Source organism: Synechococcus sp. GEYO (assembly GCF_900473955.1).
GTDB lineage: Bacteria > Cyanobacteriota > Cyanobacteriia > PCC-6307 > Cyanobiaceae > Synechococcus_C.
Map to the genome: position 1 here is coordinate 102,239 of NZ_UCNL01000006.1, position 14,211 is coordinate 116,449.

At 57.7% G+C, this 14,211-nt stretch carries 17 protein-coding genes; 4 read left to right on the top strand and 13 right to left on the bottom strand.

The features are described from left to right. Window positions 1-4: 4 nt before the first annotated feature. The 13 genes from DXY37_RS04640 to DXY37_RS04700 form a co-directional block, all read right to left on the bottom strand. Window positions 5-436 carry a YchJ family protein gene (locus DXY37_RS04640; RefSeq protein WP_115125582.1) on the bottom strand — a complete coding sequence of 144 codons (432 nt, stop codon included), beginning with the start codon at window positions 434-436 and terminating at the stop codon, window positions 5-7. After that, a complete protein-coding gene (locus DXY37_RS04645) occupies window positions 436-1,506 on the bottom strand; it encodes a DUF3326 domain-containing protein (RefSeq protein WP_244276874.1) in 1,071 nt (356 codons plus the stop codon). Before DXY37_RS04645 ends, DXY37_RS04640 begins: the two co-directional genes overlap by 1 nt. After that, entirely contained in the window at window positions 1,503-1,694 is a 192-nt protein-coding gene (locus DXY37_RS04650; protein ID WP_115125583.1) for a hypothetical protein, read from the bottom strand. The genes DXY37_RS04645 and DXY37_RS04650 overlap by 4 nt, the downstream gene beginning before the upstream one ends. A gap of 292 nt (window positions 1,695-1,986) precedes the next feature. Next, a complete protein-coding gene (locus DXY37_RS04655; RefSeq protein WP_115125584.1) occupies window positions 1,987-2,322 on the bottom strand; it encodes a 2Fe-2S iron-sulfur cluster-binding protein in 336 nt (111 codons plus the stop codon). A gap of 150 nt (window positions 2,323-2,472) precedes the next feature. Then, the gene (locus tag DXY37_RS04660; RefSeq protein WP_067095810.1) at window positions 2,473-3,423 is read right to left on the bottom strand and encodes a F0F1 ATP synthase subunit gamma; all 951 of its coding nucleotides are present in this window, start codon (window positions 3,421-3,423) and stop codon (window positions 2,473-2,475) included. An 11-nt stretch (window positions 3,424-3,434) separates the two neighbouring features. Next, on the bottom strand, window positions 3,435-4,955 hold the full coding sequence (gene atpA / locus DXY37_RS04665; RefSeq protein WP_067095805.1) for a F0F1 ATP synthase subunit alpha: 1,521 nt from the start codon (window positions 4,953-4,955) through the stop codon (window positions 3,435-3,437). 60 nt (window positions 4,956-5,015) lie between these two features. Next, window positions 5,016-5,564, bottom strand: a complete 549-nt coding sequence (atpH, locus tag DXY37_RS04670) for an ATP synthase F1 subunit delta (RefSeq protein WP_115125585.1) — start codon at window positions 5,562-5,564, stop codon at window positions 5,016-5,018. Then, window positions 5,564-6,085, bottom strand: coding sequence for a F0F1 ATP synthase subunit B (locus DXY37_RS04675; protein WP_115125586.1), 522 nt, complete (start codon window positions 6,083-6,085; stop codon window positions 5,564-5,566). The genes atpH and DXY37_RS04675 overlap by 1 nt, the downstream gene beginning before the upstream one ends. Next, window positions 6,082-6,549 (bottom strand): F0F1 ATP synthase subunit B', encoded by a 468-nt coding sequence (locus DXY37_RS04680; RefSeq protein WP_067095796.1) that lies wholly within the window; start codon window positions 6,547-6,549, stop codon window positions 6,082-6,084. The genes DXY37_RS04675 and DXY37_RS04680 overlap by 4 nt, the downstream gene beginning before the upstream one ends. A gap of 90 nt (window positions 6,550-6,639) precedes the next feature. Next, a complete protein-coding gene (atpE, locus tag DXY37_RS04685) occupies window positions 6,640-6,888 on the bottom strand; it encodes an ATP synthase F0 subunit C (protein ID WP_007098848.1) in 249 nt (82 codons plus the stop codon). 169 nt (window positions 6,889-7,057) lie between these two features. Beyond that, window positions 7,058-7,783: a F0F1 ATP synthase subunit A gene (gene atpB / locus DXY37_RS04690; RefSeq protein WP_067095994.1), complete on the bottom strand. Its 726-nt coding sequence runs from the start codon at window positions 7,781-7,783 to the stop codon at window positions 7,058-7,060. A gap of 25 nt (window positions 7,784-7,808) precedes the next feature. Further along, window positions 7,809-8,144: a hypothetical protein gene (locus tag DXY37_RS04695; protein WP_066911091.1), complete on the bottom strand. Its 336-nt coding sequence runs from the start codon at window positions 8,142-8,144 to the stop codon at window positions 7,809-7,811. A 104-nt stretch (window positions 8,145-8,248) separates the two neighbouring features. Further along, complete coding sequence (locus DXY37_RS04700; protein WP_115125587.1) at window positions 8,249-9,451, bottom strand: methyltransferase; 1,203 nt, start codon at window positions 9,449-9,451, stop codon at window positions 8,249-8,251. Between the two features lie 159 nt (window positions 9,452-9,610). Here DXY37_RS04700 and DXY37_RS04705 point away from each other — a divergent pair, with 159 nt between their 5' ends. The 4 genes from DXY37_RS04705 to DXY37_RS04720 all read left to right on the top strand — a co-directional run bounded on the left by DXY37_RS04705 (window position 9,611) and on the right by DXY37_RS04720 (window position 14,158). Next, on the top strand, window positions 9,611-12,526 hold the full coding sequence (locus DXY37_RS04705) for a phycobilisome rod-core linker polypeptide (protein WP_115125645.1): 2,916 nt from the start codon (window positions 9,611-9,613) through the stop codon (window positions 12,524-12,526). Between the two features lie 412 nt (window positions 12,527-12,938). Continuing rightward, entirely contained in the window at window positions 12,939-13,424 is a 486-nt protein-coding gene (locus tag DXY37_RS04710; protein ID WP_067095786.1) for an allophycocyanin, read from the top strand. Between the two features lie 39 nt (window positions 13,425-13,463). After that, window positions 13,464-13,952: an allophycocyanin subunit beta gene (gene apcB, locus DXY37_RS04715; protein WP_067095780.1), complete on the top strand. Its 489-nt coding sequence runs from the start codon at window positions 13,464-13,466 to the stop codon at window positions 13,950-13,952. Window positions 13,953-13,957: 5 nt separating this feature from the next. Beyond that, a complete protein-coding gene (locus DXY37_RS04720) occupies window positions 13,958-14,158 on the top strand; it encodes a phycobilisome linker polypeptide (protein ID WP_006851140.1) in 201 nt (66 codons plus the stop codon). Window positions 14,159-14,211 lie beyond the last annotated feature (53 nt).

Consider the following 14,211-nt stretch of genomic DNA (forward strand, 5'->3'; position numbering starts at 1 on the left):
TCGTTCAATCCAGTGAGCGGATGTAGAGCCACTCCCCTGTAGTCACTCCATTTCGCCTACGGAACAGCGAGTGTTCCTTCAACACGTGGCGTTGCCCACCGGAGCTGAAAACGGCCTCGAAACGCACGGTTCCCTCAAGATCATCCGAACACCCAGCCTCAGAGGCCAGCACCTTGAGGCCATGCCATCGGGTCTGGCGGCAACTGGCCCGCAGTTCTCGCCTTCGCTCAGCAACTGCACTGGCGGCAACAGGGTGGGTGGCGATCAGATAATCCACCTCCGAAAGCGCGTAAGCGGAGTAGCGGGATCGCATCAATTGTTCGGCGGTCTCCGCCTTCAGCCTGCCTCGGTGAAGCGGTCCACAGCACTGAAGCAGTGGATCTCCGCTTCCACATGGACAGGGACGGTCTCCGGAATTTGCAAAGCCCAATGCCATCAATTCAGCTCCTGCATGGAGGGCAGAGGTCGAACGAGAGACGCCGTGGCGATGCCCTCGCGCAGGGCGGTCACCAGGCCCGCGGCTTCTGCGTAGGAAACGGCTTTCAGGATCTGATTCCCACAACCCAGAGCCTCTGCACTGACCGACAGCACGCCTGGATTGTTCACCGCGATCACAGGAACGCCACGTTCCAGGCTGGCAAGCACAGCCTCCCCTCCAAGCGCACCATCCGGCACCACAACGGCGCCCAGCTGGTCGGCGACGAGATCATCTCCAGCCACCGAACAGCCTGAGGACAGATCCAGCAGATCAGGCGCCCTGCTCAGACCCACCAACACACAGGCAAGAAAGGTGTAGCCGAGTTCCTCCCCTGCAGCACGGGGATCAAGGTCAACGTCGAGGGGCAAGGCCTCCAGCGCTGGCGCATGAGCGCAGGGAATCTGCAGATGCCGAACCAGCAGATGACTAATCACCGCTTCAGCGCCGGCGAGAGCATCGACACCAGTGCCGTGGCGATAGGCCGCCAACGTCTCAGTGTCCAGATCGTCGGGGAATCGAGCCACCACTGCAATGGCGGTAGACCCTGCCGCCTTAAGGCGCTCTGCCGCTCTCAGGAGCGTATCGGGTCGGTCCAAAGTCCCCCAACTTGTGCCGCTGTCGCCGGCAGCCAGATGCACACCCAGAGGCTCATCAGTGCGGACCATCGCGTTGATATCAAGGCCAAGACTGGCCCTGCAGCCCTCCGCGACCTGACGATGTCGCAGCAGCAGGTCCGATTCGATGCCAGCATCCAGCAACAGGCCGATGCGCTGACTGCGCCTCGGGCGCAGTCCCCAGGCAGCTGAGGCAAAACGATCGAGGCCGTAACCCTCCACATAGTGAATGCGTGGATCACGCCAGTACAACGAGGCTCCATTGATCACATTGGGATGGGTGATCAGGCAACCGCTGGCTGCTGCCAACAGGCGGGCACTTGGCAGGGCATCGCCAGCGAACCCACCGATCTCACAGCCGATACCCGTCGGCACAACCATGAGCGTGGGCAACGGCGCAGCGAGGACCGTCATGGGTTGATCAGCACGGCTTCGACCTCAAGCACAACCTGGGATGTTTCAGAGGAGCGTTGGATGGAGGTGATCGCCCACCGCAACGGCTCACCCTCCCGTTGAAGCTGCTCGAGAACCCAGGAGCGAAGATCGTCGATAGCGCACAACTCGAGACTGATCAGCGACAACCTCCTGAAACTGAGCTTCATGACCAAAAGGCAAAGACCGAAAACAAATCAGGTGCCATCGCTGTGATCCTCGCAACCGATCCACTGCGCAAGTTTCAGGCCTCAGTGCTCGGATTGACCGGTGCATTCGAGCAAGCCAGCAACACCGACAAACACTCTTTCCTCAAACAGATGTGATGGAGGCACTTGAGAAGCTGCATTCCAGCAGCGGCAAAGAGCTGCGCGGCATGGATTACGACAGCTTCATGGAACTGCTGAACGCCGAGGTTTGAAAACATCCCTGCTGAGAGATGAACAGAACCCTGTTGAAGAATCAGCTCTGATACTGACCGAACTGAGCCTGATACAGGGCATCCTCCTGGCCAGCCACCGCCATGAGGTCACTACGAGGGAAGGAAACGCAGAGAAGAGCGAAGCCCTCATTGCGCAGATCCTCCTTGACCCCCATCGCATCAGGCTGGTGAACCTCACCCTCTTGGATGCGTGCAGCACAGGTGGTGCAGACTCCCGCGCAACAGGAACTGGGCACGGGCACTTCGGCCTCTTCAGCAGCGGACAACACGGTCTGGTTGTCACGGCACTGAAAATGGTGACGCTGGCCATCAAGCTCAAGGGTGATGGCATAAATAGCAGATGTGGTGTCGCTCATCTTTCTTGGAACACTCCCAACGATGGCTTCTGCTCAGCGTAAAGGCCGCCTGAATCCACCTCAGCGTCATTGCATCAGCGCTGGCAAAAAAAAGCCGGCCTCATGGCCGGCTGAACGATCGAAAAAATGAGGCATCAGTCCGCAAGCGGATCAAGCCATTGCAGCGGCGCCACCCACAACCTCAAGAATTTCCTGCGTAATCGCCGCCTGACGCGCCTTGTTGTAATCAAGGGTGAGCGTCTTGGCGAGAGCCTTGGCGTTATCGCTGGCATTGTTCATCGCCATCATTCGGCTTGCAAGCTCAGATGCTGCAGCCTCCTGAAGAGATCTCAGCAGCTGGTTCTGCAGGTAAAGGGGCAGAAGGGCATTGAGCAATTGGTCAGGGCTCTGCTCAAACACAATGTCCGAAGGCAGCTGGGGCTGGGTATTAGCCGGCCCTGCACCCGATTCAACCCGGAGCTCTCCGTCTTTGGTCGTGAGACGGAAAATCTCGTCATCAGCCTCAGCAATCCCCTGAGGATCAAGGGGGAGCAGAGTCTGCACAACAGGATTACAGCTCACCAGGTTGATGAACTTGGTGTAGATGATCTCAACACGATCGGTGCTCTCGGAGAGGAACTCAGCGAACACCTCATTGGCGATCGATCCTGCTTCATCAGCTGTCGGGACCTGCTCAAGACCAGTGAAGGTGGCCTGAATGGGGTAACTCCGATTCGTGAAATAGCTGATGGCTTTACGACCGATCAACACCAGATCAACCTTGTACCCCTTGCCCTGAAGTTCAGCAAAACGCGTCTCAGTGCGTTTGATGATGTTGGCGTTGTAGCCGCCACAGAGACCTCGGTCGCCGGTGACAGCGACCAGGGTGATGGTCTCGACATTGCGCTGCTCGAGAAGGGGAGCATCGGCATCTTCGAAACGCATACGTGCCTGGAGGTTTTCAAGCAAACGAGCCAGCCGATCCGCAAATGGGCGACTGCGCAGGACCTGCTCCTGAGCACGCCGAACTTTGGCCGCAGCCACGAGACGCATGGCCTCAGTGATCTTGCGGGTGTTCTTGACAGATTTGATCCGATCTCGGATCTCCTTCAGATTTGCCATGTCTCAGGGCCTCAGTTGGCGGAAGCCAACATGGTGGAGGTGACTTCGGAAATAGCCTCCTTGAGAATGGTTTCCGCCTCAGGGCTGAGCACCTTCTCGTCCTGAACCTTCTTGATGAACTCAGGCTTGTTGCTCTTCAGGTACTCGCGGAGCTCCCGGGAGAACTGAACCACCTGATCCTCGGGGACATCATCAATTAGGCCCTTAACGCCTGCATAAACAATGGCCACCTGCTCAGCCAGGATCAGTGGGCTGAACTGAGGCTGCTTAAGAAGCTCGCGAAGACGCTTGCCGCGTCCGAGCTGTTTCTGCGTTGCTGCATCAAGATCGGAAGCGAACTGCGAGAACGCAGCCAGCTCATCGAACTGAGCGAGCTCGAGCTTGAGGGTGCCAGCAATTTTCTTGATGGCCTTGGTCTGGGCAGCACCACCAACTCGGCTCACTGAAATACCCACGTTGATGGCAGGACGCAGACCCGAGTTGAACAAATCTGAACTGAGGAACACCTGACCATCTGTGATCGAAATCACATTGGTGGGGATGTAGGCGGAAACGTCACCAGCCTGGGTCTCAATAATCGGCAGAGCCGTCATGGAACCCTTGCCCATGGCATCGGAAAGCTTGGCAGCTCGCTCGAGCAAACGGCTATGGCAATAGAACACGTCGCCGGGGTAGGCCTCACGTCCGGGCGGACGACGGAGCAGCAACGACATCTGGCGGTAAGCCTGAGCTTGCTTGGAGAGGTCGTCGTAGATGACCAGGGTGGCCTTGCCCTTGTACATGAAGGCTTCGGCGATCGAAGCACCCGTGTATGGAGCGAGATATTGCAGTGCAGCAGGATCGGAGGCGTTTGCAGCAACGATCACCGTGTAATCCAGTGCGCCGCGCTCTCGCAGAACCTCCGTCACCTGGGCGACGTTTGCAGCTTTCTGACCAATGGCGACATACACACAGATCACGTCCTGATCGGCCTGATTCAGGATGGTGTCGATCGCGATAGCAGACTTGCCGGTCTGGCGGTCACCAATGATCAGCTCACGCTGGCCTCGACCGATGGGAATCATCGCGTCGATGGCGGTGATGCCGGTCTGCATGGGCTCATGCACCGACTTGCGCTGAATGATGCCCGGAGCGGGAGACTCAATCAGACGAGTCTCAGTCGTTGCGAGATCACCTTTGCCGTCGAGAGGAACTCCAAGGGAATTCACGACACGCCCCAGCAGAGCATCGCCGACAGGAACCGACGCGATCTTGCCGGTTGCACGGACGGTGCTGCCCTCCTGAATGCCGAGGCCTTCACCCATCAGCACGGCGCCGACATTGTCATCCTCGAGATTGAGGGCAATGCCTTCAGTGCCGTCTTCAAATTCAACGAGCTCGCCGGCCATCACCTCTTGGAGGCCGTAAACGCGGGCGATGCCATCACCCACCTGCAGGACAGAACCAACGTTGCTGACAGATACAGACTTGTCGTAGTCCTCAATCTGCTGTTTGAGAATCGCGCTGATCTCGTCGGGACGGATGGAAACCATGGCTGGTAAACCCTTTGACGGGGGATAAGAGAAAAATCTGAAGGGTGAAGAAAAAAACGGTCAGCCCGCCTTAGCAAGCGAGAGACCGAGTCGCCTTACTTGGCCGGAAAGACTAGCGTCGATGACCTGAGAGCCCACATTGATCACGAAGCCGCCAATCAGGCTCGGATCTATGGTGAGATCAATCTCAACGGACCCGCTGCCGACCATGGACTGAACCTTGGCGGTCAGCGATGCCTTTTGAGTGTCGGTCAGGGCCTGAGCCGAACGGACATGAGCCAGCGAAATCTTGCGGGATTCGCGGTAAAGCTCGAGATAACGACTCAGAACGGCATCAAAAGCGGTGAGGCGGTAGCGATCGGCCAGGACCTTGAGCAGATTCAGCAATGAAGGCTGGATCTGCTCGCTCAGGAGCTGCTCAAGGGCTTTCTTCTTGGCCGTTGGCTCAAGCACCGGAGAGGTCATGGCACCTCGCAGTGACTCACTGCTGTCCCAGAGAGCAATGAGCTCCTTGCACTGGGCTGCCACGTCATCAGACTCATTGCGAGCATTGGTCACCTGCAACAACGCTTCGGCGTAAGGGGTGGCCAGGGTATTGAGAAGGGGCATCAGGCATCCTCCAGATTATTGATGGAGGCGTCGATGAGACGGGCTTGAGCCGAAGCATCGAGACGTCCGGGCAGATCGGCCATCACTTTGTCGATGGCGGCCAGAGCAGCTTCACGCCGTAGCTCCTCGGTCAGACGAGCACCTTCGGCGTTCAGATCAGCAAGGGCATCCTGCTTGAGGGCAGCCATTGCCGCGATGGTTCGCTGCTCACCGTCCGTACGGATGGCTTGTGCCCTGGCTTGGCCATCGGCACGGATCTTCTCAGCTTTTTCTTTGGCAGAACCGAGGTCGGCCTGCGCCTTGCTCAGCTCTGCGGTAGCAGTTTTGAGCCTGTTTTCAGCATCGTTCAATTCCTTGAGAATCGATTCACGACGACGCTCAAGGATGCCGCCAAGCAATCCCTTGAGGAAGTAGACGAGCAACCCGATAACTATGACCAGATTGATCAGGTTTGTCTCAAGGGGATTGAGGTTGATCGCGAAACCACCCTCTGCAGCAAACAAGGTGACAAGAGACATCATGAAACAGCCAGCAGACGTTGAATGATCTTTGTGCTGAACTCATCGACCTTGCCCATCAGCTGCGACTGAGCCTGCTCTCGCTGTGCCTCAATCTCACGACGGGCTTGTTCCCTCGTGCGATTGGCATCAGCTTCAGTTGTCGCGATGGCCTCGCGATACAGATTGTCGACCTCCTGCTCAGCTTCGAGGATGGCGGCCTGAGCGGCCTGGCGAGCGCCTCGGAGTTGTTCAGTGAGTTCAGCCTCAAGACGCTGGACTTGCTCAAGCTTTTGCTTGGCATCAGCAAGGCTTGTGGAGATGTAACCCTCACGATCTTCCACGACCTTGCCGACCGGCCGGAAGAAGAGGGAATTGAGCAGGAAGGTCAGGAGAACCACCTGGACTGCCATTAAAGGCAAGGTGGCATCGAGGTCAAAAAGACCTCCCTCCGGCACCGCTGCTTCAGCAAGCAGAAGCCAGGTCATGAAAGAGGAGCGCTGAGGAAAAGCTGATGAAGAGAAGAAGGATCACACCTGGGAGCTGCCATCAAGCTGAGGGAGCTCCCAGGAGATGGATCAACCGGCGAAGGGGTTGGCGAACAGAAGCACCAGAGCCACAACCAGGCCGTAGATCGTCAGCGACTCCATGAATGCCAGAGAAAGCAGCAGGGTGCCGCGGATCTTGCCTTCAGCTTCAGGCTGGCGGGCAATACCTTCAACAGCACCTTGGGAAGCGCTGCCCTGACCGATACCAGGGCCGATAGCCGCCAGGCCAACAGCCAGGCCAGCAGCAACGACGGAAGCTGCGGAAGTAATGGAATCCATGTTGAGAGCGTTGGGGGGGGATGCGCAGTAGCGCTGAGCAAATGAAGTGGGGATTGGTTCCCCCTGCGCAGGGACACTCTCTGTTGCAAGAGAGCGGGCCCGAGTCATGAGCGTCGGACCTACGCGCAGAAGTGTTTAGCAGATCGCCTTAACGGCGAGCATTTGTCACCTAGTGGTGTTCATGCAGACCTTCACCGATATAGAAGGCAGCCAATGTCGCGAAAATAAGAGCCTGGATCGCACTGGTGAACAATCCAAGCAGCATCACAGGCAGAGGAACGATTAGAGGAACCAGATAAACAAGAACTCCAACCGCAAGTTCATCTGCCAGGATGTTTCCGAAAAGTCGGAAAGACAGTGAAAGAGGTTTTGTGAACTCCTCAATGATCTTGAAGGGAAGCATGATCGGAGTTGGCTCTACATAGAGCTCAAAAAATCTCAGACCTTTTTTGCTCAATCCCGCATAGAAGTAAGCGAGAGAGACGAGCAGAGCCATCGCCACTGTGGTGTTGATGTCTGCCGTAGGAGCACCCAGTTCACCTTCAGGAAGTTCAAAAACTTTCCAAGGGATCAGAGCGCCACCCCAATTGCTCACGAAAATGAACAGGAACAGGGTTCCAATGAAGGGCAGCCACTCTCGATAATATTTTTCTCCGATCTGATCACGAGCGAGATCACGCAAGTAATCCCAGAGGAATTCGAGCAGGTTCTGCACGCCTCTTGGGTCGCGATCCAACTTGCGCGTACCAACAAGGACGAGAGCAAGGAGAGCGCCGATCAGGATCCAGGAACTCAGAAAGACCTGGCCGTGAAGATTGAGGTTGCCGATCTGCCAATACAGATGGTTCCCGACCTCCAGTTCAGCGAAAGGCAGTGTGAAAGGCAGCAAAGCCATTGAAAGCAGAAGGGGATGCGCGAGCTCAGCCGTCAATGACGGTCTGAAGAATCAAGGCGGGTTTATAGAGAAGGAAGCCGATGAAAGCAGGAAGGATCTCAAGCTGAGGGAACTTGGCCGCTGCAACAACGAGCAGCACAGGCACAACCAGCTGAAACCGACCCACTTGACGGGAACCTCCGCCGAGCCGAGCCACGCTGCGGGCGAGGAGGCGCAGGTAGAGAACACCAGCGCAAGAACCCACCAACAGGCTGCGGGCAACCATGGCGTCGAAACCAACCAGAGCGACAAGAACCGCAACTAGTGAAACCGCCAGAGTGGCCAGCATCAGGCGTTGTTGAAGTCTGGCGTAGTCGGCCATTCCAGAATCGATCGCAACGGTTGCCGCGGGTGATTCTGTGGGGTCGTTAGCCAGCAAACAGTGCCTGAGGAAGCGCGCGGAATCTATCACGCGTTTTCTCACGCTCAGGTTCTGGAAGCTTCCAGAAGCAGCAGCCGGCGCGACAAGAGACCTCTTGCCACTGAAACGGTCTCAGGCCCGAGGTTGAGGTCACCCAAAGCCGTTTTGGGCTGGCGCTCAACAGCTGCAAGCAATGCCAGCTCGGATGCCGAGAGAGCAATCGGCTCCAGATCCGGACCCAAAAGGCTGGAGGAAGGCCAACCCCATAAACACGACTGTCGCCGACCAATGGCCTGGAGCAAGGCTGAATCGTCCTCCCAGCGGTTGGATTGCACGGGTTGTTTGGCCACAAAGAACTCGAAATGACTGATCTCGGGGTCGAGGTCTTCAACCAGCAGCCACTGTTCACGCTCAGGGAGCATGGCTGCACGCTCCAGCAGTTCACCTGACAGCAAACGGCTCAAATGCCATACGGCGGGATTCGAGAAGCCGGCGAACTGAAGTCCGGCGGCTTCGATCAGGTCGAACAGGCGCCTGAGGTCGTAACTGGTCTCCTGCGGATGGAGGTACATATCAGCGAAATTCGAATCGGCTGCGGTATCGATCAGCCAACGCTGCTCATAGCTCTGGCGCAGACGATTGCCCTCTGGCAGAACCTGAAAGAGTTCACGGCCAAGACGCAGACCTTCGGCTCCGCTACCAGCACCCAATCGGCACAACGCACGCTGGGTTCGATGAATCTCCCAACGTCCCCCATCGGCGTATAGGAACAAGTGGATCAATCCTGTTTCTGCCAACAGCGAACCCAGAGCCTTCATTCCCGCCAGCGGCTCGCGCAGGTGATGCAGAACCCCCACGGAATTGATGTAGTCAAAGGGTCCCTCACCCTTGAGATCGAGAAGACTGCGCTGCTCCTGACGCAACGCATCCACCTGATCCGCGGCACCGGATCGCTGCAAGCGTTCACGGGCTACTTCAAGAGCTCCCGCACTGATATCCACCGCCAGGATCTGCGCTCCTGGATTGAGGTGACAGAGGTAATCCGTGCTGACGCCCGTCCCACAACCCGCATCAAGAATTCGCAGAGAAGCCGCTGGATCAGCCTGCGACGGCACTGCACCATGCACTGCTGCCAGAACGCTTTCATGGCACCAGCGCCAGTTGTAGCCAGGAGGCGGGCCGTCCTGAAGCGGATCCCCCGGATATGGGAACCGGTCATAAAAGTCACTCACCACAGGGGTGGCGGCATCCGAGGGCTTGGGGTTCATCGGCGCGTCGGTTTCCGATCTCATTATTCGGTCTGAACCATTTCAGGGTGGGCATCGAAAACGGGTCTGAAGGAGCAACCCCTGCAAACATTTGTTCATGCCTGTTCGAGAGCCCTCGGGACGAGCCGTAACGTGGCCGAATCCGGCTTGCTCCCGTTCATGACCGTGACCGCCAGCAGCGGCAGCCCAAGGGTTTCCCCACAGCTGTTCGACACCCTGCCGCTCTCCAGCGTTCGTCAGGCGGAACAACAGGACCGTTTCCCTGACGGGGGCGAACTCGACACGTTGATCACGTTCTTCCGCAGCGGCAATGACCGCCTGGAAGCTTCAAAGATCATCGCCAGCAACGCTGAAGCGATCGTTGCCCGCGCGGCCAACAGGATTTTTGTCGGAGGAACTCCACTTTCGTTCCTCGAGGCGCCACTCAGCACAGGCGAAGTGTCCCGGGCACAGGCCGTCGATACCGCCCCGCTGGCGGCTGACCAGGCCGCCTTCGAACAATCCGTGCGCACCTTCACGGGTGACAGCAGCATCACCAAGCGCGGCAATTTCTTCACCCGGCTCCTCGATGTCGGTGGCGGCGATGCCGATGTACGCGTCGTTCTGCCCACGGGTTTCACCGCCATCAGCGTGGCCAAGTACGGCCCTGCATTCATGCGCAAATCTGTGCGCGACCTGGGCTGGTTTCTTCGCTATGTGGGCTATGCATTGGTGGCCGGAGATCCAAGCATCCTTGCGGTGAATACGCGCGGACTGCGCGACATCCTTCTCAAGAACTGTTCTCTGACCGCCACCAATGTGGCCCTTCAGGAGATGCGAGGAGCCTGCGCAGAGCTGCTTCGGGAGCGCCCAGAGGCCCGCCGACTCACCATCGACTGCTTCAACGTGCTCCTGAAGGAACTCGCCATTGCGACGCCTTCCACAAAACAGAAACTCGGCAGCCGTGTCAGCCAAGGGCTTCAGCTCCCAGCGATCTACGCCCTGGCATCCGAATCAGCACAGCGTTTCGAAATGCGCCCTGGCCTGTCCGGAGCGGAGAAAGCTGAAATCATTCGAGCCGCCTACAGACAGGTCTTTGAGCGCGACATCGCAAAGGGCTACTCCCAGACCCCCTGTCCTTCAGAAGCCAGCCAGCTGGTGCAGGGCAAGATTTCAATGCGGGAATTCATCCGCGCGCTGGGCCGAAGCAAGGAATACCGGAATCAGTTTTACGGCCCCTTTGTCAACAGCCGGGTGGTGGAACTGGCCTACCGCCATTTCCTTGGACGCGGCGTCAGCTCGCTCGAGGAATTCCGCAAAGCCTTTTCGATCGTCAGCAACCAGGGACTGAAAGGTCTGATTGATGTGATCGTGAACAGCAGCGAATATGCGCAAACTTTTGGTGAGGAGACTGTTCCTTACTTGCGCGACCTGGGTGAAGAGGCACAGGAGAGTGCTGGCTGGGGCTCGAACCGACGTTTGTTTCGCTTCAGCGCACCGTTCGAGGGAGCACCCCAATACGTCACGCTATATGCCTCTTACCGGCAGCCTCTTGCTGATCAGCATGTTTACGGCGGCGGCAATGATCCCGTCGGCAATCAGTACGGAGCGATCTTCCCTTCAGACACGGCTTCGGTGACGACGCGTCCCGCACCCTTCAGCTATGACACACGCCGCCTGCTGGTGAGCAATGGCATGGCGCAACCGGGACAAATGGACAGTCCTCAGTTCCGGGGCAGCCGGCCTCGCAAGGTGGGACCGCGAGTGGTTCGACTCCAACAGATCTCCACAGGCGGTTCGGCCCTTCCACGCCGCGGCGGCCAGCCGAGTATTCGCAACACCGAATCCTCAACCCAGGCAGTGATCAAAGCCGTCTACATCCAGGTGCTTGGCAACTCCGGCTACGAAGGAGAACGCCTCAACTCCCAGGAAGCCCGTCTGGAAAACGGAGACATCAGCCTCCGCGACTTCATCCGTAGCGTGGCTAGCTCGGATGCCTTTCGCCGTCGCTACTGGGAAGGCCTTTACATCGCCAAGTCCATCGAAGTGATGCACCGCCGCCTTCTGGGCAGGCCTACCTTCGGTCGCTGGGAGATCGATGCTCTCTTCGACACCGCAGCTCGCCGAGGGTTTTACGGCTTGGTCGATGCCTTGATCGACAGCAAGGACTACAGCGACTGCTTCGGTGAAGACACCGTTCCATACGAACGCTTCATTACGCCCAAAGACCTGACCACCCGTCGTGCTCCGGGATTACGCAGGGCATTGGATCCCTCGATCGGGGCCAGAGTCAACGTGTCAATGACTCCACGGCCAGAAGCGATCCGTCGCGAAGCACTCCGAACGACCGGTGACGTCACCAAGAGAAATATCGCTGACAAGAGTCAGCGCAGCCGCTTCGGCGGAAAGTGGACAGCCGACATCAGCGGCTTCACTCCCCCGGAACAGCTGGCCGCTTTCATGCTTCGGCGCTCATCCGGTTCCGCAGCCACGCTGAACCAGTGGTCCCGTCCATCCCAGTCCAACCGTGGACAAGCTGGGCTTCAGGCGGCACTTCCTCTTGGCGATGCCAGTGGTTACAAGCGACGCGAGGGCCTTCCCACCCAGGCATCCCTCGCGCGGGTGTCTAGTGAATCCGAGCTGCGCGAGATCCTTGATGCGACTTACCGACAACTGTTGAATCGCGTGCCACTGGAAACAGAGCGCCTGACCTCAGCGGAGTCATTGCTCAGAAACGGGCAGATTGATCTCGATGGCTTCGTCGAATCAGTTGCCCTGAGCGAACCCTTTCAGGATCGACTCTCGCGGATGGCGCCACTTCGTGCTGCCACCGCAGCGAGCATCGCTCTGCTTGGGAGAGCCTCCACCCCATCGGAGACCAGCCGTTTCCTCCAGGTGAGAGCTGCATCTGGCCAACCGACTGCCGTGCGCAATCTGCTGGAACTCCGCGCCGAAAACGGTTCTGAGCCTTCGGATGTACCTGGGCTCAGCACACTGAGCTCACGCAGTGGCGTGCCGCAGTCAACCATCACTCGAACGGCAAGTCTCTACGGCGGCAATGCGGGCCTGACCCCACGACCCGACAAAGCACTCTGAGCATTCCGTTCAAAAGAGAGTTTTACTGTCAAATAACATCAATTAACGTAAAAGTCGAATTGACTAAGCCCTCCTAGTTTGTGCTGGCTGTTTATAAAAAAGAACCTCAATAAACAACAAGAAGTTCAAACAGCGCAAGGCACACTGGCAATGAAGATCTGTTACCAGGACACAGACTCTCCAGATCGCTGCCTGAGAATTAAGGAGGCAGATGTGTCCCTCGCCTTGCGAGGAGCATGCATTCCACAACGGAAGATCAACAGATACAACATCTGATGGCATTCCGACTCGGATCTCCGCGATTCGAGGCACTGCGGCCCTTAAGCTGCTTCACGATCTCAATCGAGATCACCACACCACTCACCGGATATCGGCCTCCTACGGGTGGCTGCTTGCTTCGAGGTAGAACTGCATGAGCATCGTCTCCAACTCGATCATCAACGCGGACGCCGAAGCCCGCTATCTGAGTCCAGGAGAACTGGACCAGATCAAGGCGTTCGTCAGCGGAGGCCAACGTCGCCTGCGAGTCGCTCAGGTTCTCAGCGAGAGCCGTGAACGCATCGTCAAGACTGCAGGCGGACAGCTCTTTCAGAAGCGTCCTGATGTCATCTCTCCTGGCGGCAACGCCTACGGAGAAGCCATGACCGCAACATGTTTGCGGGACATGGACTACTACCTCCGTCTTGTGACCTACGGCGTAGTCGCTGGTGACGTGACCCCGATCGAGGAGATCGGCGTGATCGGAGCCCGTGAGCTCTACCGATCCCTCGGAACTCCCCTCGAGGCCATGGCTGAAGCCGTTCGTGAGATGAAAACCGTGGCAATGGGCATCCTTAGTGGTGCTGATGCCGAGGAAGCCGGCTTCTACTTCGACTACGTGGTGGGCGCTCTCGCCTGATCACCGGAACCAACGCCCCTTCACGTCACTCCTGAGTCCATGCAAGACGCGATCACCAACGTCATCAACAAGTCCGACGTCCAAGGTCTCTACCTGGATACGGCATCCATGAGCAACCTCGAGAGCTACTTCGCAAGCGGTGAACTGCGCGTGAAGGCTGCCGCAACCATCAGTGCGAATGCTTCCGCCATCATCCGCGATGCTGTGGCCAAGGCGCTCCTGTACTCGGACATCACTCGTCCTGGTGGCAACATGTACACCACTCGCCGGTATGCAGCCTGCATCCGCGATCTGGATTACTACCTGCGTTACTCCACCTACGCCATGCTCGCTGGCGACACCTCCATTCTTGACGAGCGTGTGCTCAATGGTCTGAAAGAGACCTACAACTCCCTGGGAGTCCCCATCGGAGCAACAGTTCAGGCGATTCAGGCCATGAAAGAGGTCACCGCCTCACTGGTTGGCCCTGATGCTGGCAACGAAATGGGTGTGTACTTCGACTACATCTGTTCCGGTCTCGGCAACTGAGCCCCATGCGGTTGTTCAAAGTCACCGCCTGCATCCCCAGCCCTGAGAAGGTTCGGACGCAGCGCGAATTGCAGAACACCTTCTTCACCAAGTGGGTTCCCTACGACAGCTGGTTCGCTGAACAACAGCGCATCCAGAAACAGGGTGGACGCATCATTAAGGTGGAGCTCTGCACCGGCGGGCAACAGGTCAACGTCGGCAACTGAAATTCAATTCAAAGGTGTGTTCAAACCCGGCCTCTGGTCGGGTTTTTTGTTGT